Source organism: Rhodanobacter sp. TND4EL1 (assembly GCF_054061035.1).
On the sequence record NZ_JBSSDT010000004.1, the window covers coordinates 275265 to 298902 of the forward strand.

Consider the following 23638-nt stretch of genomic DNA (forward strand, 5'->3'; position numbering starts at 1 on the left):
CTTCAGGTGGGGATTGGACTCCAAACCGCTGTGCTACACAAAAGTGGGGGGACGTCGGCCGACCACTAGTTGAGCCGTTCGCCTGTTTCCACACGAGCGCCAGGAGCTAAATTGATCACCGCAAGCTCCGCGCCCAAGAAGCCCATTTTTTTCTCGAACAAATTCGCGAGACGGTCATCCGCGGTCGCAAAAAATATCTGCCGTCGACCTCCTTCTGCGACATCCGCCAAGTAGTCCAGAAACGCCAGCGCGTTCAGATCATCGATGTGTGCTACCGGGTCGTCAATCAACATGATGGGCGGCCCGGCCCGCAACGAGAGGTTGAGCGTCAGGAAGATGCTGAGTGTGAGGGCCGCTCGTTGCCCCGTGCTGATCTGGGATAGATCAGCTACGCCCTGAGTGTTGACACGCTCGAGCTGACACTCGGCCAGCGCTGAAAGGCGCAATTCGTTTGGCACATGAATGCGCGAAAAAATATGCTGAATCGACGCCTGATTTTCCGACAGGAAGCTGGCCAACCCCTGATCGAGACTGTGATTCGTCTTCAGTGACACCAGCGCATCTTGCGCTCGGCGCAGATTTTCCATTTCGGACTGAAGCTGGCCGCCGGAACGTTGGTTCGTTGCGATCGATGTCTCCAATGTCTTGATTTCCGCGTCGCGCGAGCGCTCCTGACGAATCCGTTCGCCAATCGCATCGAGATCTTCCGTAATCGTTCTCGACAGAGCGAGCAAGGTCGGCACGTCCTCGGAGTACGCGGCTATAACCGTTGCGGGGAGTGCCTTGAGCGCCTCATAGAACGCTGTGTACGATGCAATCCTGATTTGTGCAGTACGCCCGATCTCCGCCGCGTCGGTAATCGCACCATAGCGCCCACCCAAGGTCACAATTTCCCGATCGTACGACTCTCCTTCCACATCGAGCTCGCTCACGCGCACCGCTATTGTGCGCAGGTGATCTGTATCGTCAGAAATCGCATCACCAAGTCGGGCGGCGATAGACGCACTAGCTATCTCGGTACCGACTTGATCAGGGAAGCAGGCTCCCAGCAGTTCATCATAGTCTTGCTGGGAGAATCCCTCGCGAAGTAACGCGTCCAGCTCCTGTGTTAGAGCCACGTGCTCCACTTGGGCTGCATTTCGTGTGTTCTGGTGCTCCCACGCCACTGCGAGGGCCTGCTCACAAGCCCAGTGCTGGCTCTCGGCGTCCACCGCCATCAGTTGATTTAGCAGACGAAGATATTCCTGCTCGTCCGCGACCTGTTGCTCGGTGGTGGTAATCGCCACGGTGAGCTCCTCCAGCACACTCTCCTCATGCGACGCCGAGGAGAGCTCCAACTGACGCAGAAGGTCAGTCGCTGTCATCAGCGTGTTGCAGACTGGACAGGCATCGACCTGCGGATGCTGTTCAGCGTAGTGGCGTGCCAACACGCGCATCTGCCCAATCAGGGATTCCCTAGCAGTAGCTGAGGCACCTTCGCGTGCCTTCTGCTGGATATGCGTCTGCAACGATTGACGCAGTTCATTGAGAGAGGCCTCGGCAGCATTGGCGACTTGCCCTAACGGCCGCTCCATCGCCGTACGACTGCGTAATACCTCCGCCAACAGGCCAATATCACTATCGGCCATCTGAAAACGCGCGAGCACCGCAATCTTGCGATCACCATTTCGCCTCTGTTGCAACAGCTCACCGTAGGACCGTTCCGCGTACTGGCGAAGGCGAGCCGCGCGTGACGATTTCTCCTCCAGCACGCTCCACTCCGAGCGTAACCGGGCGCGCTCCGCATTTACGTTGTGTTTGGATAGCTCCAGCCGCTTGGCTAGCTCACTATCTTCCACATAACGGGCGATGGCTTGCCCGATCGCATCAACGGTCGTCGGGGGCTCCAGCATGGCCCGCTTCAGCAATGCATGTAGGGGCTCGAAGATGGCGAAATCCTTGAGCTCCATCGACGGACCAGGAAATTGCACTTGAGGCCAACCCAACTGACCCAGTTTTCGCTCCAAAGCCGAGAGCTGCACAAGCACTTGCGGTGACAGCGTCCGTAGAGCCTGCAGACGGCTTTCGTCCTGCCTGCAGCGTTCGTCAATCGCGTTCCATTGATTGGACAGAGGGCTCAGTTCCCGACTGATGTCCCGCTCAAATTCCAGAATTCGGTTCCAGGTATAGGAGGCGTCTGGTCCGAGCGCGATCTTCGCCAATGCTTCCTTGATGTTTTGAAGAACAGGGTCGCGCGACAGCTCGACCGCGGCGTCCGCGTTCATGAAGTGGTAGCGGGCGAATCCTTCGCAAAGCTTGTTTCCCCGGTTGGTCGAGCGCCCATACCAAGAGAGGTCCTTGCCCTGGTAGTAAGAGGCAGCCTGCAACTTGTAACGATGGGTCTTTCCATTACTGAAGGCAATGCTCGCGTCGAGATTCTCGGCCACCCCTTTATTCCGGAGCGTCGTTCCGCAAAAAAAATGCTCGATAGCTTCGATAAAGCTGGTTTTCCCCACCCCGTTAGGGCCCCGGATGAGATTCACCCTTCCAAGCTGAAACTCACCGCGCAAACTGCGATCCCCGAACCGCCGGATTTCCAAGCGCGTCAGGGTTACCGGCTCCTCGACCCTTGCAGGGACTTCGGGAACTCGCTGGGGCGAATCATTGGGCGAGGTACGACCCGCACGAATGGCTCGAATCACAGAGGCCCGGGCGTCTTCAGCAGCGATTGCGGCCAGCCCGGCGCTTGTAAGTTCCCGTGTCCAAATCTGCTGTAACTCATTTGCATGAACGGCAGGATGAGTACCGGTTTCCGCCCGATCCAGGAACACTCCGAGATCATCGTCCTGAACAACGATCTTTCGCGCGTAGCTCTTATCGGCTTCGATCCAACCGCGATTGCCCGGGTCTTGGTCTATAACAGAGGCTCCCGCCATGACGAAGACAAGAAAGTGATTCCAGCGGGACGCATCCTGTGCACGGTAATAGGACGGCGCCACCACCCCCTCCTGCAGTTGCGTGAACTCCGAGGAAGAGGGAAGCGTACTCACAGGGCAAAAAAAGTAGACGCTCCGTACGACTTCTCCGACGTGGTGCTCACATCGGACGACGTTGTGCTCACTGTCAATAACGCAAGAATCGAAGGACGCGCGTAACTTGGGAAGCAGATCACTGGCGTTCATATGGTCGTTTCATCAATGCCAACGGGGTTTCGCACCGGGTCATCGGAAATCTCCGGAACCTGATGGTCCATGTGATCTTTCAGTTTGCCCATATCGTCTCGGTACCAAATCGCGATCAATTCTTGATCTTGCCCAACATCCGCGATGCGCCTGAGAAGCTTAGTCTTAGTCAGAGTCAGCGTAGCTCTGTCCGGCGTAGACCCGAGGAAGACGGCAGTCGCGGACGGTCCGCCGTTGATGTGAAGGTTGCGATGGTGCAGAAAGTGCGGAGCTGATCGGTAGTCGACCGTGAAGGCCTGCTCCTTGAAGGGCGTCAGTCGCGCGGAAAAAGCCGGCGGGTTCATCACAACGGCTACAAAGCCCCGAAAATCTCTGAGGCAGTCAGCCCTGAAGCGATACCCTTGCCCCTCCGTCGACCAGCAGAGTCGCAAGCGGCGTGCCGTGTCGTCCGTATCTAACCGAAAGGAAGGGAGCGTCTTCCAATCATCCAGCCTATCGCCAAGTCCCCGTCCTGTGCACAGTTGGATGAGGCGCTCGGCATCCAACGGTTTCTCACTCAAGTGTTCAAGATACGGGCGCAATTGGGGCGCCTGTCCTAACCAGTAATCTTCAAATCGATCCCTTGCATCTCCTGCCGCCGGGATCCAATCGTCGTTACTCCATTCATAGCGCCCGTCCATGATGATTCCGACCCGACGGGCCAATGCGCCAGCACCGATCACCGAGGGCTTCGACATCTTCAAAGCAAACAGCTGCGGATCCGGCGAAAATACATAGGCCGCGCTTCGGTACTGTTCCCAATAGGTCAGGTAACAGCCCAACTTATGGTTGCTGACTACCCGAGCGTCGCCAGCCTCCAAGTCGTCGTCAGCAGGACGAAACAGGATGGTTCGCGGCTCTGTAACGAGGTCATCATCCTTCGCTCCGTTTTCGAGTTTCGTACCTTTTGCCCAGTTAAGGCATAGAACCTCAGTATTTCGTGGTACTTCGTGGCAACACGCTTCGCGATAAGCCCGGAAGCGAGCGCTATCGCCGTGCGGATTGAGCTGGAGATGGAGCACCAGTGTGTTATGGCGGAGCTCGGGCACCACATCATCCATGAAGCTCTGTGAGAGCGAGTCCGAGCAGAGCAGCCCCACTAGGCGGTTCTCGCCTGGATCTCCAAAACGGTAAATGGTGTCGCCCAAGATCAGGTGCTCAGACTCGTATGTGTCACCGCCCATTTGGCAAGTCTTAAACTGCACTAAGATCGTGAGCACTTGCGCACCCATCTCATCGCGAGCGACGAAGAGGTAGGACAAGCAGTCGAGAAATTCCCCGTTGGCGCCGGCTGGTGGCCGATCGATGACCACGCGGCAATGCGCCGCCAAGGCATCAGCTGTTACGCGAAGGTCACCGATCGAAATGCTTTCGCAAGCAATTGCCCACAACTTGCCCTCGACGGGGGTAACCCCTTCCGCGATGGCTTCGCTCAATGCTTCCCATGGGCACGCGTATTCCGGACAAGCAGCTAGGTCAACATTGAGCTCTCTCGATTGGTTGAAAAAAGCCTTCATCTGGGCGCAGAGCAACGAGCGATCCCTTACGCCGACGGCAGTCTCCGTTGCTACGATGACGCCCTTCGGCTGAAATAGGAGCACTCGAATGAGGCCCGGCTCTGTCGAGAGAAATGGGAGTCTAGGTGAGGCCATGCCCTCTTCACCCATTCTCTCCGAAACATTTCTGAGCACCGTCACTTTCCCCTGCCTCCCTTCCGCCCCTCACAGTCGACCTAGGATCGTCGGCTTGTCAGGCTGTTTTCGATCTACCCTGTCAACTATCGCCGCATTAGATCTAAAACGATGACAACCCGCCGGAACCTCGCCGCCTTGAAGCATTGATCGGTGTGATTCATCCTGTCCCAAGCTCCGTGTCACAGGAGATCATCCAGTGATCGCGCTACCGCATACCTCGCGGGATCTTCCCCGACCGCCAGCGACTTGAAGTGTGCCTTGCCGCAGTCGATCTTGGCTTGCTCGCGCGTGCGTACGTCATCGGCGAACAGGCCTGCCTTGGTTTCGACGACGAAGTAGAGGCGTTCCTCACCATCCTGCTCCAGCAGTAAAGCCCAATCTGGGTTGTAGCTGCCTAGCGGCGTCGGGATTTTGAACCAGCCTGGCAGCTTGGCGTAGACCTTCACTGCGTCGTTCTTTTCCAACTGGTTGGCGAAGTCGCGTTCGACGGTCGAGTCGTAGACCACGCTCTCGTACACCGCTTTGTCGGCGCCCAACATGTTCTTCAGATATCCAGTCAGTTCTTCCCGCTCAAACAGCTCTTGTGCATAGTAGCTGGCGTCGCCCAAGCGTTGGTACTTGATACCGTCGACGACCGCCAGGCGCTTGCAGCGGTTGATGGCTTCGGCGATCTGTTCGATAAACTGTTGCGGGTTGCGCTTGAAGTCGTCCAGCCGGCGACTCTCGACCAGGATGCGCTGCAGGGACCGCCGGGTGAGCTGGGTGCGGTCCTGCAGGTCCGTGAGTATGTCGGGCAGCGCGATGTCGGTTTCATCCAGCGCCACGTTGGCGGCACCCTTTTTCTCGGTCGCCTCGATGCCTGCCTTGCCGATGGCAATGTCTGCTTTGCGCCATTGCAGGCGCGCCTTGGTAATTCGCGGTGCCTTCTGCACGGCCTCGATGCAGCTCGCTATCAGCTTCTCGTTGTCGAATGCCACGCGATAGGTGGTCTTGTGCTTTATGCGGTCCCACAGAGCCTTGAACTCGGGGCTCTGCAACACAGCCTGACGGGTGCGCACCGCTTTGCGCTCGTCTGCGTTCTTCACCTCCAGACGGCCGGTCAGTTTGCGCAGGACAGTGGCAATCTGTTCGCGTTGCTCGGCAAAGGCCGCAGGTACTTCCAGGGAGCCATCCTTCAGTGCGGTCTTGAGTACGTCCTGCACCTTGCCCTGCGCGTTGATGTAGCCCTTGTCCTTCAAGGCCCGCCACAAGGTCTCGGATGCCTCCAAGCCGAGCGGAGCGAGCTGACCGTCGGCTTGAATGGTCGCGATGGCGACAAACTGGTGCTTCTCGATGATGCCGAAGCGGATGCCGGTGTCTTGCTCGACCTCCTTCTGTAGGTTCTCGGCAAACTGCTCGAAGGTCTCGGTGGCGATCACGGTCAGGGTGTTGATGTCAAAACCACGCTCGCGCTCGCCCTTCTGGTTGACGCACAGGCGCAAGCCACGGCCGATGGTCTGGCGGCGCATGCGCTCGCTCTGGATGTCGCGCAGCGTGCAGATCTGAAACACATTGGGGTTGTCCCAGCCTTCGCGCAGCGCCGAGTGGGAGAAGATGAACTTGAGCGGCGTGGCCAGACTCAGCAGCCTTTCCTTGTCACGCATGATCAGGTTGTAGGCGTCATCGTCGGCCTTGGTGGTGCCGCTGGTGTCCTTGATCATGTCGACCGTCTTTCCACCGACCTTTTTGCGGTCGATGGAGAAATAGCCGGCATGTACATCCGCCGCAGCGTGGCTGAGATCGACCTCGGCGAAAAGATTTCGGTAATCAGGATGCTTTGAGTACCGCGTGTATTCCTCTTCGAACATCTGCGCGTACACGCCCGGCTGTGGGTTGCCCTCGGCGTCGTACAGGCGATAGCGATCCACCGCGTCGATGAAGAACAGGGATAGCACCTTGATGCCCTTGGGGCGCAAGACCAGCTCCTTGTCCAGATGCTCCTTGATGGTGCGGCGGATCATCTGGCGCTGAATCGCCAGCGGGTCGACATCGCCGTGGGCCTGGTCGGGCTCCAGCCACTGCTCTCCACCGGGGTAGCGCAATTCCAGCATCGCCTGACCGCGGCCGGACCGAATCTCACCGACACGCATATCGCGATACAGCTCACGCTTGGTGGTCTGCTCCAGATCGTCGCCGTCAGACACGGTGGCTTCCTTACGCTGCACCTTGCCGTGGCTTTCGACATCGAGCTCGACCTTGGCGGTAACCGTGCCACGCGTGCTCTTGGTCGAAATCAATCGCACAAACGGCTTGTTACCACCGCTTTCCACCGTCGCCGCGGCTACCTCGATTTGCTTGACCAGCTTCTGCTCGTAGGCGTCAATCGCGTCCAGCCGATACACCATGTGATGTTTGTCGGCATGGGTGGCGGAATAGCGCAGGGTGCACAGCGGGTGCATGTGCTCTAGCGCTTTGCGGCCCTTGCCGTCGATGCCGCCATCCACACTTTGGGGTTCGTCCACGATCAGAATCGGGCGGGTGGCGCGGATCAGGTCGATCGGGCGTTCGCCACCGGTCTTTTCGCTGGCGCGATACATCACGTTCTTCGACTTTTCGCGGCGCTTGTTGTCGTCGGACTCTTCCTCGGCCGCCGCATCCTCGTCGCCAAACTTGTTGATTGCCGCCACGGTGATCACCATCACCTGGATGTTCGGGCTGCTGGCGAAGTTGCGTACCTGGCCGAGCTTGGCCGAGTCGTAGATGAAGTACTCAAACGGCGTGCCGCTGTAGAGCTCGCGGAAGTGCTCCGCGGTAATCTCCAGCGATTTGTACACGCCCTCCTTGATCGCCACCGAAGGCACCACGATCACGAACTTGGCAAAACCGTAGCGCTTGTGCAGCTCGAAGATCGTGCGCAGGTACACGTAGGTCTTGCCAGTACCTGTTTCCATCTCCACCGTGAAATCACCGGAGGCGAGCGTTGAAGAAGGCGCGAGCCCGTTGCCCAGCTGCACCTTGTGCAGGTTTTCCAGTAGTTGGTCATCCAGCAGGGTCAGTCGATTGCCGATACCGAGCGTGGACTCTTCGGTGCCTTGCCCCAGCGGTAGGCCCATCTGTGGGGATGCCACGCGCTGGGTGACAGTGAACTCGGTGCGGCATAGTTCCTGGCCGTGGAATAACTCGCATACTGAGTCGATGGCGCGCAACTGGTAGTCGAGGTTGGCTTCAAAGTGGAGTTTCATTGACTCATTCCGTCTTTTTATGCTTCTTGGGCAGGCGCTTGGCGACGCCTTCCAATGCCTTGATGTTTTCGCGTTCGCCCTCGTTCTCCAGCAACTCGCGGCGCTGTTTGGCGAATTGCTCGTATTCGTCATGGGCGCGCGCATCGGCTGCAATCTTGCTCACGCTACCGGCGCTGCCGAGCACCCGGCGTTCGTTGAACGCGAGGAAGTCATCGAGCTTGCTCTCCCAGTCCTTCAGGAACACATCCTTGCGGCGCTTGGCTTGATCTTCCGCGAAGTCCAGCCACATCACCACGATGCGATTGAGCTCGGATATCTCATCTTCGCGCAGATAGTTCTTGGCGACGGTCACGTCCGCCTTGCGTACTTCACGCCCTTTGCTGGACGTCACACCCATGTTCGGCCGGGTGTGGTCAGCACGTTGCAGGATCAGCTGGGGCGCCGTCAGGCCGGTCGCAGCGAAGTGCAGCTTGTTCTGGATGATCTGGAAGAACAGCGTCGTATCCTTCGCGCTCGGTCGGTAGTCGGCCGCCATGGCGAAGATCTCGCGCACCCGCAAATACATGCGCCGCTCGCTGGCGCGGATGTCACGAATGCGGTCCAGCAGCTCATCGAAATGATCGGGGATGCCGGCCCCTTCGACTGGCGGATTCTTCAGCCGCTCGTCGTCCATGGTGAATCCCTTCACCAGGTATTCGCCCAGCCGTTCAGTCGCCCATTGGCGGAACTGGGTGCCGCGCGTGGAGCGCACGCGATAACCGACGGCCAGGATCGCTTCCAGGCTGTAGTGATCCAGGGTACGCCGCACCTCGCGCCCACCCTCGGGCTGAACTATCCGGAATTTCCGGATAGTTCGTTCAGGCTGGCATTCTTCCTCGTCATAGAGGTTGACCAGGTGCTCGCTGATGGTTTTGCCGCTGACCTGGTACAGCTCGGCCATCTGTGCCTGGGTCAGCCACAACGTCTCGTCGCGAAACAGACAGCGCACACGCGTGCGGCCGTCATCCGTCGTGTGGATCAGGAACTGGCCGCTTGGAATCATGCCATGGGAAGTCATCGGGCCACCTTCTCGATCAGAGCCTGCGACGACGCACCCTTGCCGGCACCCATCACAGGCTCCGCACGGTGTGGATGCCGTGCTGGTCGAGGATGGCGGCAAGGTTGGTCTTGGCTACGTCATCGGCGAACGCGCTGTCGCGGAACACGCAGGTGGTGTCGCCACTGGGTGCAAGTTGCTGGTGCCAGTCGGCGATACCCAGGGCCAGCGCTTCGGCGTCGGCCACGGTGATCGACGTATCCAGACAGGCCAGTAGCACGCCGCCGCCGATGGCGTAGACGCGCTTGCCCGCGATCTGGCGCTGTTCGATCGGTACGCACAGATCGAGGCCGAGCTTGAGCAGCAGTTCGGTGAGTACGTCGTCTTCGCTTCGGTCGGGGGCGATGTGTTCGATGTTGTCGATCAGATCCCTTTCTAGGTCGTCGCTGGGTTGCCACGTGCGAATGTTCGACTGGTCGAGCTTGTAGACGCGGAAGCCGGTGTCGACCTCCGACCCAGGAAATTCTGATCTGACTGCCGCGCCCGATCTGCGCAAACGTTCCTTGGTGAGTTCTGCGATGTTCTTTGGAAGCGCCATTTCGTCACAAAAGTCAGCAGCAATCTTCTGATCTTTATCCTCAGGGTCAAGCGGCTCCGGAATTTGCACCAAGACAAAACGACGACTCATTTCGGCTTCGGCTTCGGCTTCGGCGTTTGATCGCATCACTCCGTGCCCTGTAGTTCCCGATCCCGCAAAAAAATCACAAACGACGTCCCCTGCATCAGTGAAGTAGGTAACAAGCTTTTGAAGATCACGAAAACTCTTCGGATTCTGGAAAACGGCCTTCCCATCGAACAACGCTGCGAAATCCTGAGTCGCCTTCTGCGCGTAGCTAAACTGAACACTGCGCATCACCTGTTCGTCTTTCTCAAATAAGTTCATACGAACGGAGGGAATCGTGGTTTCATCAGGACCGAAGACGACGTTTCCTGCATTAATCTCCTGCTCCATTCTTTCGAATGTGGGCCATACCCATCCCCGCCCTGGAACCTTACAGGGTAACTTTGTGACGGGATGAAGAACCTCATACCGAGGGCCGCTCCCTCCTGGCCAACTTGGATTTCCGTCTGAGCGAAATGGCCCTTTCTGGTCGACCTTGGTAAATCTCGCCAGTGGCATTCGTGGATCGTCTTCTTCGAATGTGCCGTAAAATTCTCGGAGACCTTCGCCGATGCGCGCCCAGTCCTCGCCGAATTCCAAACGTAACTTATCGAAAAGCTCCTTGACCTCTTCCACGCCCTCTTTCGGTGTCCGAAGCTTGACCTCCAATGATTTCAGCAGCGCTTTATCGCGCGCGTAAACCACCATGTATTCATGTCCTACTGAAAGCAGTTTCGCATCGTTCTTTCTGTTGCGATCAAAGACCAATACACCGACAAAATTTTCTTCTCCGTATATTTCGTTCATCAGCGCGCGCATATGGCCGAACTCACGGTCGCCGATGCTTAGGATGATGAATCCATCTCGGCGCAGTAAGCTCACACTCAGCTTTAGCCTCGGAAGCATCATATTGAGCCAGTCGGTGTGGAACCGACCTGATGCTTCGGTGTTCGAGCTCACTTTCGCACCGCCTTCGACTTGGCCGGTCAGCTCCAAGTAGTTTTTGATGCTGTCTTGGAAGTTGTCCGGGTATACAAAATCCTTACCGGTGTTGTACGGCGGGTCGATATAGATCAGCTTGACCTTGTTGGCATAGCTTTTCTGCAGCAGCTTCAGCACCTCAAGGTTGTCGCCCTCGATCATCAGGTTCTGGGTGGTGTCCCAGTCCACACTGTCTTCCGGGCACGGCCGCAGGGTGCCGGTGCTCGGCGTCAACGCCAGTTGCCGCGCGCGGCGCTTGCCGTGCCAGTTGAGGCCGTACTTCTCGTCGGCATCGGTGACCGTGGCATCACCGACCAGCTGCTTGAGCACATCGACGTTGATCGCCGCGCCATCCGCGCTTTCGGTGATCAGCTCAGGGAACAGCGTCTTGAGCTTGTCGATGTTCTCTGCTCGCACATCGACAGAATGGGCGGCGGGGTCGCTGGCGGTGATTTTCTGCATGGTAGGGCTCTTGGATAAATGTCGTGGCAACGGACGCTCAGGCATCGACGCTGCCCATCTGTTGATCGAACGCCTGACGGATCAGGCCAAGCACGTAGGGTAGTTGGTCGGGTGACTCCAGCTTCACTTCCACATCGCCATTGCCCCAACGGCCCAGTCCAGTGATATCGCGGCAGAGCCCGTTCGGATCGTCGATCTCATGGAAGGGGATGTTGAGGGTGAGCAGCAGGCGCTTGGCTTGCGGGATGACATCGACGAAGTTGGTTTCTGCCTTGTAGGCCACGTATACCTTGAGAAATTCTTCGCTGACGCAGGGATCCAACGCCAGTACTTGACCCCGTAGCTGCTCGAACAGCTCGCGCGCAGGGCCACTGGCCAACTGGTGGTGGTCGTCAATGCCGTAGGTTTGCCCGCCTTGCGTCGCAGCAGGGCGGTACGCGTTTAGGACGTCGGCGGCGAGCTCCGGTGCTTGCCAGACTTTGGCCGCGCGTACCGCCAGCCGGTCCGCACGTTGGCGAATGGCGTTCTCGTCCCATGTCTCCACACTGCCCAGGCCCTGATTGAGCATAAGCGGACTGACCTTGAGGCCGACGGGATCGCCATCGTGATTGGTCACGTCATCGCGCTTGTATTTGAACGGACGGTCGCTGTATTCGCTGTTGTAGCCGGTAAGGGTCAGATTGCCCAAGGTGTGCAGCCAGGTCTGCTGGATGCGCTCGTATTCGGGCCCGAGCTCCTGCTTCCACGCCGTCGAAAGCTCCGGATTCTGCGGAAGGATGTGCTCAACGGTGTAGTTCTCCACCGTGATCGGCTCTTTCCGGTTGAAGTTCTCCAGCTTGCGCAGCCAGTACATGAGGTTGCGGAACTTGTACAGGTTGCGCACCTTGATTTCGCGCTGGAACTCGTCGTCGTCGGGGAACCGGCGATAGGAAGGCAACAGCAGGAACGTGGCCTTGAGGCTTTCGAGATAGCGGTCTTTCTTGAGCGAACGGGACAACCCGGCAAAAGTACGGTTGAGCGAGTTGGTGGGTATGGCACACACCGCGCGGCGAAACACGTAACTCTCGACCAGTCGCAGGGCTTGATAGAGTTCCTCGGCGCTCAGGTCGCCGATGCGGTAGTCGTGATAGGCGTCGAGCAGGAACGGGTAGACGACATCCCGCTTCTGTTCGCGCAGGTCCTGGAATGCCTGTCGCAACAGCGGGTGCTGCTCGGTGCCCAAGGCCATGGCGCAGTAGTAGCCCGCATAGGCGTGGATCTCGGCCACGAGCTCGCGGGTATCACCTGTGCGACCGCGTGCGTAGAGTTTGAATGCGGTATATACCTCACGCACATTGGGGATTTCACCGGTTTTGGTGGTGAGGTAGTGACGCATGAAGCCGTCGAAGTGCGTGGTGTACCCGGCTTGGCCGAAGCCTCTTTCCATGGGACGCCAGTACGTGGTGTATAGCTCGGTCTGCAGGGCGGGCTCCAGGCCCATCAGGATGTAGTTGCGAATCAGGTCCGCCTGGCTAAGCTCCAGACCGGTGGAATTCATGCTTTCAAAGATGAGCTGCGGGTTGTCCTGCGTGCGATCCAGGGCAACGTCAACGATGACCAGCTTGTCCAGGCCCGTGCAGATGGCTTCGAGTTCGGCTTTGTTGGTCTCGATGAGTTGCTGGAAGAGCTTGAAGTTCTGTTCAATGCGGGCGCTGGACGGATCCGGCGTCGGTGCCTTGCGCAATATCGCCAGCAGCGTGTCTTTGTCGGTCTCTGACAACAGCAGCTTGAAGCGGCGGTCACCATCCTCTTCAGGATTGAGCAGGTAGTAGTTACGAAGCTTGCGGGCAGAAAAAACATCCATCAGCTCGGCGATGTCGTTGGCTTCGAAATAGTCGGCCAGCGCGGCGATGAGCAAGGTGGCGGTGGTCAAACGTTGCTGGCCGTCGATGACGAGCAAAGACTCTTGCTGTACCACGGTAGACAAGCCACGTTCGATGTACACGATGGAACCAATGAAATGGCTGCTGATTTTTTTGTCGCGCCCGGCACGCAGCAGGTCCATCCAGAGCTGATTGCACTGTTCCTGTGTCCAGGAATAGTTGCGCTGGTAGATGGGGATGATGAACTGCGGCGCGTTCTTGAGGAATTTGAGCAGCGTGGCTTCGGTGGCTTTCATGGGGTCCCCTGTAAATCATCAACCGCGGTTGATCGTCACACGAGTCGATCGGTGCGCGGGACGTGATAGCTCACGGGCTTCGCGTTCTTTTTGACGCGCCCTTCCACGACGCCGCGCTTGAGCCACTCATTCAACTGAGGTTTGACGAGATCGAGCTCCTTCTGGAGCATTTCGACCGTGGCGGGACCTTCGCGTGTGGTGGCTTCCAGCTTGAGTAGGAAGCACTCGTAGAGATCGAGGTTTGGGCTCGGTTCCGGCATGTGATCAGCAGCGAGCTCTTGCTCGTTGCTTTGGCCAACGTGCGACTCAGCGGTGGCAACAATCGGCGTGGCTTGGGCGTCTGCTTCCGATACCAAGGGAGGCGCCGGCTCGCTGACACTTGATGGCGTTGCATTGAAAAGGGAGTCGGGCTCGGCTGCAGGTGTTGTCGTGGCCCTTTGCATGAGTGACCCGAAACTTACGTTGGGTTCGGGCAGCCAATGGGCGCCTTTATCGACTAGCGCTGCATTGCCTGAGGTGCGATCGGCGTTTGACTTGATCCATAGCGGCACCCAGTCATGCTTGAGATTCTCAATCGCGCCGCTCCAAGTGCCACCCTTGTCTTTGCTGGCATTGATGACGACTGCCGCGTCCGCCAAGCAGTAGATGTATTTGTTGCGAGCCATGGCGTTGCCGGGTTCAAACCCGGCTTCGGGATTGAAGGGCGAGATCAGGACCAGGTTGCCATTCATTAGCGAAGGTCGGTACTTGGCTGAGTTGCTCGCACGCAGCAGGCCGTCGGCCAAAATGCCGATAACCGTGCCATCGCTCGCCAAAGCGCCAAGCATGGCGGCTTCGTCGGCACCGCGCGCCCCACCGGATACGACAGATTTACCATCCGAGGCGATGCTCTCACCGAGCTGTTGGGTGAACGCCAGATGCTCAGGCGTGATGTCACGGGAGCCAACGACGGCAATGCCGCCGCGATCCAGCAGCTTGCGATTGCCAGAGCCGAACAAGACGGCCGGTGCAGCTGTCTTGAGCAGCCGCTTGAGCCGAGAAGGATAGTCAGGGTCGGATCGCGTGATAACCCACAGCCCAGCCCGCTCCCATTTCTCCAACGAGATCCCCATAACTGCGCCACGCTCAAGCAGCTGTTGAACGCGCGTCGCATCAATGGTGCGATCGTTCCAACCGTGCAACAGGGCGGGTACATCACGGGTATTGAGCAGCGATTCGGGCGATCGTCCCTGCTCTTTCAGCCACAGCGCAAAACGCCCCCATTCACCGGGCGTAAGTGGCTTGGCTTCGCCTTTGCTGGGCTTTCCGAGCCAAGCGGTCAGCAACAGCACTGCCTGGCTCTGTTCACTCATTTGCATCTCAATCTCCGGTACTGCTTTCAGCGAGCGCCAACGGCCATACAACACCGCAACCGGCCTGCCGTAGCAGCGCTGCCGCAATGGTCAAGGTCCACGCAGAATCAACCACGTCATCGACCAGCAGCACCGGCCCCGCTGGCGGGTTGGGTGTGACGGCAAAGACGCCATCCAAATTACGGCACTGATGGAAGCGATTCTCTTGTGCCTTCTGTGGCTGATTGTCCCGCACCTTGGTGATCGCTGCATGGAATGGCAGGCCCAGGCGCTGAGCCAGACGGGCGGCGAAGTCCGGTACCAGCTGCGGATGCTTACGTGAGGGGATGCAAGTGACCCAGGCAGGCGCCGGGTTGGGCTGCCAGCGCTGCTGAATCATCTCCACTACGGCATCGACCAGTTCATCGCGAAAGTGGCCAGCGTGCTTATCCTCTTCTACGAACTTCCCCCAACCGGCATCGCCCCATCGCGACAGAGTTCGTCCGGTTTCGGCGCGCCATGCTAGTGGCAGATTGCCGCGGAAGCCGTATGTCACAAAGGCGTCGGCTGAAACCTGCTTCTTGGTTTCCAGCGGAAATTCTGCGTGGCGAAGGAACAACCCGGCGTTGACTGCCAATTCGTGGCTGAAAGACTCCGCAACTATTGGATGGCCAACGCAGGATGTACAGCAGCCACAGGGGTGCGGCTTAGGATCGTCCAAGGAGCGGGCCAGGAAGACCATCTTGCACTCTTTGGTGTCAATGTAGTCTTGAACCTCCTGCCACTCCTGCTCGCGCTGTCGGGTGAGGTTGTCGATACGTGCCTGATCCATGCGATAGAGGACGGGCGTACGGAACCAGCGGGGGCCGTCCTTGATAACGGGAGATGGATTTTCCACGGAGAGCAGCTTGAGCACCTTCTCGATCTGTGTCTTGCGCAGGTTGATCGCGGCTTCGATGGAGGCAGTGGTCATGCCGTCGCTGTGAGCCAGTGCGCCGAGAATGGACTGAACGTGCTCCTGCTCTGGAAACGCCGAACCGCGGAAGTATTCGTGGATCTCGGTATCTTCGCGACCAGATAGCAAAACACCCACCGCACGAGGGATTGCACGGCCCGCTCGACCTACCTGTTGGTAATAGCCGACGATGGAACCCGAAGCCTGATAATGAACGACGAAACCGAGGTCGGGCTTGTCGTAGCCCATGGACAGAGCAGTCGTTGCGACCAATGCCTTGATGCGGTTGGTGTAGAGCAAATTTTCAAGGTGCTGGCGATAGGCATCCGAATCATCAAAGGCTGGGTCAGTAACGCCGCTGTAGTAAGCCTTCGCCTCGATGCCGTTGTCGCTTAGCCATTGTGCGACTCGATCTGCGTCTCGTTTGGTCAGGACATAGACAATGCCGGTACCTGGCAGATCGGCCAAGTGATCGGCCAGCCATGCCAGACGTGCGGCCTGGTCAGGCAAGCGCGTTGCCTGCAGATGCAAGCTTTCGCGTGTAAGAGGGCCGCGCAATACCTGCATGTCACCGAGCTGTGCGACAACGTCCGCAATCACTCGATCATTGGCTGTGGCGGTTGTCCCGAGCACCGGCATGTTTGCCGGCATGCGCTTGATGACGTTGATCAGTCGGCGGTAATCCGGGCGGAAATCGTGTCCCCAATCGGAAATGCAGTGTGCTTCGTCCACCACGAGCAGACCGATGCGGTTGGCAATGGGTAGCAGGACGTTCTGTACGAAATCGTCGTTGGCCAGACGCTCGGGAGAGATCAGTACGGCATCGGCGCCTCCATCCAAGATCTCACGGATGAGCGCCGGCCGGTCGTCCCCGTTTGTCGAATTGATGGTGACGGCACGAACGCCAAGCCGTTGAGCGCTCTCAACCTGATTGCGCATCAAGGCCAGGAGTGGCGAGACGATCAACGTCGGACCCGCACCGCGATCTCGAAGAATGCGCGTAGCGATGAAATAAACCGAGCTCTTGCCCCAGCCAGTGCGTTCCACTACAAGCAGTTTGCGATGCTGGTTGGCAACGACGTCGATCGCCTCCCATTGGCCATCGCGAAACTCCGCATCGGGAATGCCGAGTGCCTGCCGCAGCAAGGATTTTGCGTGATCGTGATCTGTCGTTGTCATAGGTCATCCCTTACGTGTGCGAGTTTCCGTTCGAGTTCTTTGATTTGGAGATTGAGCTCCACTTGTCTCGCCATTTGAGACGTTTTTTTTGCTGCGGCTCGTAATGAGACAAGCTGTTCCCGCAGTTCACTCGACTCAAGCAGCGCCGCTCTACGAGCGTCCCGAGCTGTGTCCGAGCCAAGCAAGCGGAATGAGCCAGTTTGCAGTGCTGCCTGGAGCGCGATCAGATCGTCCAGCCAGGATTGATACAAGGCGAACAGTGACGACCTTGGCTGTGCCGCTAGTGGCAAGGCTTCCAAAAAATCGCGATGGATGCCCTCTGGCGCATCGACCATTGACACCACAAGAGGTTCGTCATCAAGCACCACCTTGCCGACCTCATTTTGCGACCAACGCTTATGCGCCAGCGAGATACCTGTCTCTGTGCCTTGTGTGGACAGCAGCAGCGCCGGGTAAGGAATCGCACGGTGGATCAGCTCGATAGGTCGAGATACTTTGGCGTCTTCGCGAAACGTTACCTGCAGTACAGCAATTTCAAGGTATTCGCGCGCCGCATCCCGGTATGGGAGGACGCCGATGTTGGCCGGTTTCAGCACGGCCAGCCACTGGATCTCCTCGATACCATCGTTGATGACCCGCTTGTCTGCGGCGGTGGGAGCGCCGTTCTCCAACAACAGCTTCTTGGGTACTCGTTGCTGCACCCGTGTCGAAACAGGGAGATCCAGGGCGGCAAGGAGTTCGGGCGCGGTCACGCTTCGTCGTCGGCTAGCACCACCATGAACGCGGCGACCTCGAAGTCGTCGCTGCCGGCGAACTCGCCCTGCAGGGCATGCGTACCCCCGGGACTGAACAGGCTAGCGACGGCCCGTTCCTCACTCTTGCCCACGACGGAAGCCACTGCGGCGGCGAGCGAGCGCTGTGCCGCAGTCATATCTTCGCCATCGCGGGTCGCATGGTCATAGCGCGCGCAAGCATCTTTATCGGGCAAGTCACGGCCCAACGCCGCGCGCTTGATGCGATCCATCACGCGCTTGGCCTGGGTGTAGGGAAGCAGGACATTGCCTTCCTCGCTGACGTGCACCAGGTAGTGCGGCGCGAGCGGGTAACCAGCTTCGGCGGGCTTGCTGGCGTGCGGTCCTTCGGCGCGAAGGCAGAACACGATGCCAGGTGGCAGCTCTGCATCGTGGGTGCTGGTCACCGCAAAACTGCCCAGGGGCATATTCTCAAGAGCGTCGGGATGGGCCTTGGCGTACTGAGCCAGATCAATCCGAAAGTCTGTCAGGGTGAGATCAGTGATGGATACGCCGCTGGACAAGTCTTCCATGTCGATTACCGCGTCCTGCAACTTGACCAGCTGCTTGCGACGGTATTCGAGGTCATTCATGGGGTTGCCGGAATCGGCTTGGATCAGGTTTTCTTCACCCGTGGCTGAGATGTCCAGCAGCACCATACGACCGCTGACGCGTTGTTCAAGATTGATGTATTCATCCAGCTCCATGTTCGGCCAGAAGTTGACCAACTGGACGGCGGAATTAGGGGAGCCAATACGGTCGATGCGCCCAAAGCGCTGGATGATGCGCACAGGGTTCCAATGGATGTCGTAATTGATCAGCCAGTCGCAGTCCTGCAGGTTCTGGCCTTCGGAAATGCAATCGGTGGCAATCAGTAGATCTAGCTCGCCTTCGCCAGCCAATTCCTGGGGGCGTTCCTTAGAGCGTGGAGAGAAGCTGGTCAGGATGGATCCGAGATCCTTCCGTTGGCCCGCCAAGGTGGTCTGATTACCGCCGGCCCCGGTGACCAAGGCCGATTCCACACCGAGCGTCTTCTTTGCCCACGCTCCAAGCTGGTTGTAGAGGTAAATCGCGGTGTCGGCGAATGCGGTGAAGATGATGATTTTGCGGTTACCGGGGTTGATCGGATCCCGGCACTTTTGCGTAATCATCTCGCGCAAAGCAGCCAGCTTGGCGTCGCGGTCCGCGCTTACTTGGTGAGCGGCAGAAAGCAAGGTCGCCAGGCGATTGCGGTCCTCGATGAGATCCTGCTTCCAACGGATCAGATCCACATCGCCCAACAGCACCTTGATGCGCTTGCCGACGAGCAGGCTTTCAAATGCTGGATCGTCGATATCGACGTCCTCGATGTCGATCTCTTCGATTTCGCCGGCCTGCTGTTCGATGCGCGTGAGGGTAGCCTCCACATCACGGAACTGGCGCTGCACGGTAAGGGCAAACGACGATGCTGCGCTTTCCATGCGTTTGAGCACATTGACGCGCAGCAGGTGAATCAGGCTCTCTTCGCGATCGGCTTGGCGGAAGAAACCTTCCCCGCCGCGTACTTGGGTGCTGTATTTCTTGTCGTACGCTGCTTGCTTGTGCGGCAGCACGTAACGCAGCGGCGCGTAGGACGCCAGATTGAGTCGCCGAATCTCATTGTTGATATCGCGGATCGGAGGAAACTCGCCAGCCAGATCCACGTCCGCCTTGATGTTGATCGGCTTGAGCCGTGTGGGAAATCGGCCGGTCTCACTGGTGCCGTAGTACTTCTCGATGTGCTTGCGCGACCGAGCGATGGTCAGATGATCGAGCAAGGTGAAGTAGTCGAATCCAAGCATTTCGATCAGATGGGAAGGCGTGCGCTCGTCTTCAGGCAGATCCAGCCAGCGGTTGAACTGCAGCTGTGCCTTGCGTGTAGTGGCCTCGATGCTGGCAATGCCGTAATCGACCAAGGCAAGGTCGTCACCCTCGGTGACGAAGGCAATCTGGTTCTTGAGATCAGCAAGCCGGTTGTTGACCGGCGTAGCTGACAGCATCAACACACGTGTCTTCACTCCCTCGCGGATGATCTGTCGCATCAGTCGGTGGTAGCGCGACTCCTTGTCCTTGTGCGTGCTCTTGTTGCGGAAATTGTGCGATTCGTCGATGACGACGAGGTCGTAATTGCCCCAGTTGACGTGGGTGAGGTCAATATCACCAGAGAGCCCGGCATCGCGCGATAAGTCGGTATGGTTGAGCACGTCGTAGTTGAGACGATCGGCGGCCAGCACATTGCGTCGATCGTTGGACTTGTACAAGGTCCAGTTGTCGCGCAGGCGCTTGGGGCAAAGTACGAGAATGCGGTCATTGCGCAACTCATGGTATTTGATGATCGCCAGTGCTTCGAAGGTTTTGCCCAGACCCACGCTGTCCGCGATGATGCAACCGCCAAAGCGATTGAGCTTGTCGATCGCGCCTACCACGCCGTCACGCTGAAATTTGAACAGCTTTTTCCATACCAGCGTGTTACGGATACCGGTGGCGGACTTGACGATGCTGTCTTCGTCCAGCGCCTCGCCACTGGCACTGAAGACGTGATGCAGCATCAGTGCATAAATGCTCATGGGATCGCGGTGTTCTGCCAACGGCCGCAGCGCTTCCATCAGGGTTCTAGCGCCGCCCAACGCCGGGGCCAGAACCGCCCATTGCGCGTCGAACCAGGTGCTGAACTGCGCGGCTTCTTCGGCGCTCTCGGTAGCCTGAACCAGGTTCAGCGGGTTGCCTGGCGCTATACCGAGCCCTTCCGTGCTGAAGGCCATGGACCCAATCGCCATTTGCAGGGGCGAAAGCGTCGCGTCGCGAAGCAACGCTACTCCTTGCGGCACATAACCATGCGCCCGGCGTAGCTCCACTTTGCGCTGGAGCCAGCCAGCGCAACGCTTGGCCAGCCAACGCGTTTGCAGTCGATTGCGAGCACCACGATCGGAGGTGCTACCGAGAAACGCCAGATCAGCGGTATCTGAGGGCAGCAACAGGCGGGTCTTGGACAAAAGATCCAGCTCCGCACGTAACTCAGCGAACGCGAACAGCGAGAACGTCGGCGTAATGAAGTCGAGCTGGTGCCCGACAGCAAATCCAGGCCGAAGCAGGTCGATCAGGCGTTCAGAGCCTGTGTTGCGAATGATCTTCACGATGAGCCGTTCCCTTGAGCGCCCTGCTGTCGACGTATGACTGCGGGCACACGGCCCAGATTCCCTATCCGATTGTTCCACAGACCGCGGGGCGGTGCAGGCCTAAGGCCATCGGGCTCACCGGACGCTTCTGATTGCGTATTCCGGTGACGTTGATCACCAGTTCCGCTCGGCCATGATCATTGTTCCGGTGATGATCACCGTGTCACCGCTGTCGTAATGCGATCAGTATCAATAATCATGGGCCAATGAGTTCCAGCGGATGATCATGACGCGCATCAAAAAGCCGCCCGACCTTTCGATCGGAACGGCTTGGCGTCAACCGATTGAAGTATCCATGAACTACTTCTTAGACAGCGAAGACCTTGAACGTCTCATCGACTCCCCCTCCAGAGCGATCCGGTGCGCGTTGTGCAAAAGGCGATCAAGGATGGCGTCAGCGATCGTGGGCTCTCCCAAGTACTCGTGCCATGCTTCGACAGGCATCTGCGCCGTGATCAACACGGAGGCTCCGGGCACGCGATCATCGATCACTTCCAGCAAATCCTGCCGACCGCGACGGGTAATCGGCGCCACACCCCAATCGTCCAGGATTAGCAACCTCGCACGGGCCAGCCGGGTGCGCAACTTTGGGAGGCTACCGTCGGCATGGGCAATCTCCAGTTCCTCCAGGAACCGCGGCAGGCGTTTGTAAAGAACGCCATAGCCCTTGCGTGCGGCTTCGGTCCCTAGTGCGCATGCCAGCCAAGTTTTGCCTACGCCAGTGAGTCCGGTGATCAGCACATGCTGCCCACGTTCGATCCACTGACACGTAAACAGATCAAGGATCTGCCGCTTGTCGAGGTGACGTCGTGTGGAAAAATCGATGTCCTCGCCACACGCGGTGGTCATTTTAAGCTTGGCTTCCTTGAGTAGACGTCCCAAGCGGCGGTTCTCCCGCTGGGCATTCTCTGCATCGACCAGCAGACCAAAGCGTTCGTCGAAGGTGAGCGATTGTGCGGCGAGGTTACCCTGCTGGTCCTCATAGGCTTGGGCCATCCCCGCGAGGCGGAGTTCGCGCAGGATCTGTTGGGTTGGATTATTCAGCATGATCGGACTCCTTCTGGTCGTAGTAGTGGGGGCCGCGCACGTTTCGATGCGAAGGGAGCACCGGCGACTCATCGGCATCCGACCGTGAGCGACCGCGTCGCTCCAGATGGTTCTGCAGCAACGAACGAATGCTTTTCAGAGTGGGCGATTTGATCTGCAGTGCTTCGTCGCAAGCCGCTTCGAACCGTTCAGGACCGTAGGTCTTGGCCAACTTTTCCAATCCGCTGCAGGCTCTTAGTGCCAAAGTGACGTGCCGTGCCGTCGTGAACTGGTGTTCGATCAACTCCAGCGCATAGGGGCCGACCATGATCGCCCAAGCGCGATACCGCTGCGGCGTTTGATCTGACCATGCCCGGTGCGCGGGCGACAAATGCGCTTTGTCGAAGGTGGTCCCACCCAACACCTCGCTGCGTTGATGCATGGCGATACGTTGTCGTCGATGAAAAATTTCCACCATCGTGGTTGTTAGGCGTACATCTACCTGTTCGCGCACCAGGCGATATGGCACCGAGTAGTGGTGTCCCTTCACAACCGGGTGATAGTCGACCCCAACGCGGACGTTCGGTATCCATTCGCCATACTCAAAGCGCACGCCAGGCAACGGCAGAAGGTGTGGTCGGTCAAGTTCCTCAAACCGAGCTCGTCGCGAGGCATGCCAGGTACGTGTGACCTTGTCGTTGATCAGGTCGATGCATTCGCTTAGGGCCTCGTTGATCTCGGCCAGCGAGTGGAAAACACGATGGCGCAAGCGCGCCAAAGCCCATCGCTCAATGATGAGCACCCCGCCCTCGGCCTTCGCCTTGTCTTTCGGCTTGCGCGACCTGGCGGGCAAGATCACAGTGCCATAGTGACGCGCCATTTCCAGATAGGTGGGATTGATCTGAGGTTCGTTGCCAGCCCGCAGCACTGCCGCCTTCAGATTGTCGGGCACGGTGATGGCTGGTACACCGCCAAGAAACGCATACCAGCGGTTGTGTACCTCGATCCACCATTCGGTGGACTGCGACGGCACGGCCGACGCGAACAACAGATGCGACACCCCCAGCGCGGCGGCGAAAATCTGTGCGCGGTGCATCTCGCCCGTCGCCGGATCAACCCATCCCATCGTCGGCCCCAGAAAATCCACCCAGCCACGCTCACCAGGTGTGTGGGGCTGACGCATGCTAACGGCGTGACGGCGCGTCCACGCGCCGTAGAGGTGGGTGAACTGGCTGTACTCATAGGCGCTGTCGGAATCGTCGCGTCGATATTCTTCCCACAGAAGCTGCCGCGTGACATGCGGACGCTGCAGTTCGGCGTGGACATAACTCCAGTCCGGCAGTCGCTTGATATTCGAGCGTGTCGGCCGTGGATAGAAACGGGCGTGCAATGCGTCGTCGTCGAGCGCGAGCAGTGTATCAAGCACGTATCCGTGCCTTTCTATGATCTGGCGGTAACGCCGGATGGAATTGAAGGACATGCCGACCTCGCGCCCGATGGCACGATTGCTCATCGTCGTACCGAGCGCCAATTGAACCGCTTGGCGAAGTTTGGTCATGATGTTGTCTCCCGCTGGGATGCCGCCACGATCGGAGCGGCAAGGGCTCCGGCGACACCGGTAAAAAGGCTTGGCGTGCGTGAACGGACCCGGCAGGGTCGGACGCTTGACACGGCGGAGTCGCCGCGGGAGACTTGCAACAACAGTTTTGCGAAGTTCCTAACGCCTCGAAGTCATCACACTTCGGGGCG

Annotated in this window: 12 protein-coding genes; all 12 read right to left on the reverse strand. The window is 58.5% G+C overall.

All coding sequences use genetic code 11. The annotated features are described in order from the left end of the window. Positions 1 to 65: 65 nt before the first annotated feature. Complete coding sequence (locus ACVWWQ_RS15020) at positions 66 to 3161, reverse strand: AAA family ATPase (RefSeq protein WP_133951872.1); 3096 nt, start codon at positions 3159 to 3161, stop codon at positions 66 to 68. Continuing rightward, positions 3158 to 4897, reverse strand: a complete 1740-nt coding sequence (locus ACVWWQ_RS15025; RefSeq protein ID WP_133951883.1) for a hypothetical protein — start codon at positions 4895 to 4897, stop codon at positions 3158 to 3160. Before ACVWWQ_RS15025 ends, ACVWWQ_RS15020 begins: the two co-directional genes overlap by 4 nt. Before the next feature lie 176 nt (positions 4898 to 5073). Beyond that, on the reverse strand, positions 5074 to 8115 hold the full coding sequence (locus ACVWWQ_RS15030) for a restriction endonuclease (protein WP_133951885.1): 3042 nt from the start codon (positions 8113 to 8115) through the stop codon (positions 5074 to 5076). A 4-nt stretch (positions 8116 to 8119) separates the two neighbouring features. Further along, entirely contained in the window at positions 8120 to 9172 is a 1053-nt protein-coding gene (locus ACVWWQ_RS15035) for a virulence RhuM family protein (protein ID WP_133951887.1), read from the reverse strand. 52 nt (positions 9173 to 9224) lie between these two features. Then, complete coding sequence (locus ACVWWQ_RS15040; protein WP_133951889.1) at positions 9225 to 11255, reverse strand: site-specific DNA-methyltransferase; 2031 nt, start codon at positions 11253 to 11255, stop codon at positions 9225 to 9227. A 37-nt stretch (positions 11256 to 11292) separates the two neighbouring features. Next, the gene (locus ACVWWQ_RS15045; RefSeq protein ID WP_133951891.1) at positions 11293 to 13413 is read right to left on the reverse strand and encodes a GmrSD restriction endonuclease domain-containing protein; all 2121 of its coding nucleotides are present in this window, start codon (positions 13411 to 13413) and stop codon (positions 11293 to 11295) included. Positions 13414 to 13448: 35 nt separating this feature from the next. Beyond that, the gene (locus tag ACVWWQ_RS15050; protein WP_208321642.1) at positions 13449 to 14765 is read right to left on the reverse strand and encodes a DNA-processing protein DprA; all 1317 of its coding nucleotides are present in this window, start codon (positions 14763 to 14765) and stop codon (positions 13449 to 13451) included. A gap of 7 nt (positions 14766 to 14772) precedes the next feature. Beyond that, entirely contained in the window at positions 14773 to 16878 is a 2106-nt protein-coding gene (locus ACVWWQ_RS15055) for a RecQ family ATP-dependent DNA helicase (protein ID WP_133951895.1), read from the reverse strand. Beyond that, positions 16875 to 17630: a DUF4391 domain-containing protein gene (locus ACVWWQ_RS15060; RefSeq protein WP_133951897.1), complete on the reverse strand. Its 756-nt coding sequence runs from the start codon at positions 17628 to 17630 to the stop codon at positions 16875 to 16877. Before ACVWWQ_RS15060 ends, ACVWWQ_RS15055 begins: the two co-directional genes overlap by 4 nt. Beyond that, entirely contained in the window at positions 17627 to 20821 is a 3195-nt protein-coding gene (locus tag ACVWWQ_RS15065) for a helicase-related protein (protein ID WP_133951899.1), read from the reverse strand. The genes ACVWWQ_RS15060 and ACVWWQ_RS15065 overlap by 4 nt, the downstream gene beginning before the upstream one ends. A gap of 342 nt (positions 20822 to 21163) precedes the next feature. Beyond that, positions 21164 to 21910, reverse strand: coding sequence for an IS21-like element helper ATPase IstB (istB, locus tag ACVWWQ_RS15070; RefSeq protein WP_133951901.1), 747 nt, complete (start codon positions 21908 to 21910; stop codon positions 21164 to 21166). Next, complete coding sequence (istA, locus tag ACVWWQ_RS15075) at positions 21900 to 23447, reverse strand: IS21 family transposase (RefSeq protein WP_133951903.1); 1548 nt, start codon at positions 23445 to 23447, stop codon at positions 21900 to 21902. Before istA ends, istB begins: the two co-directional genes overlap by 11 nt. Between the last annotated feature and the right edge of the window lie 191 nt (positions 23448 to 23638).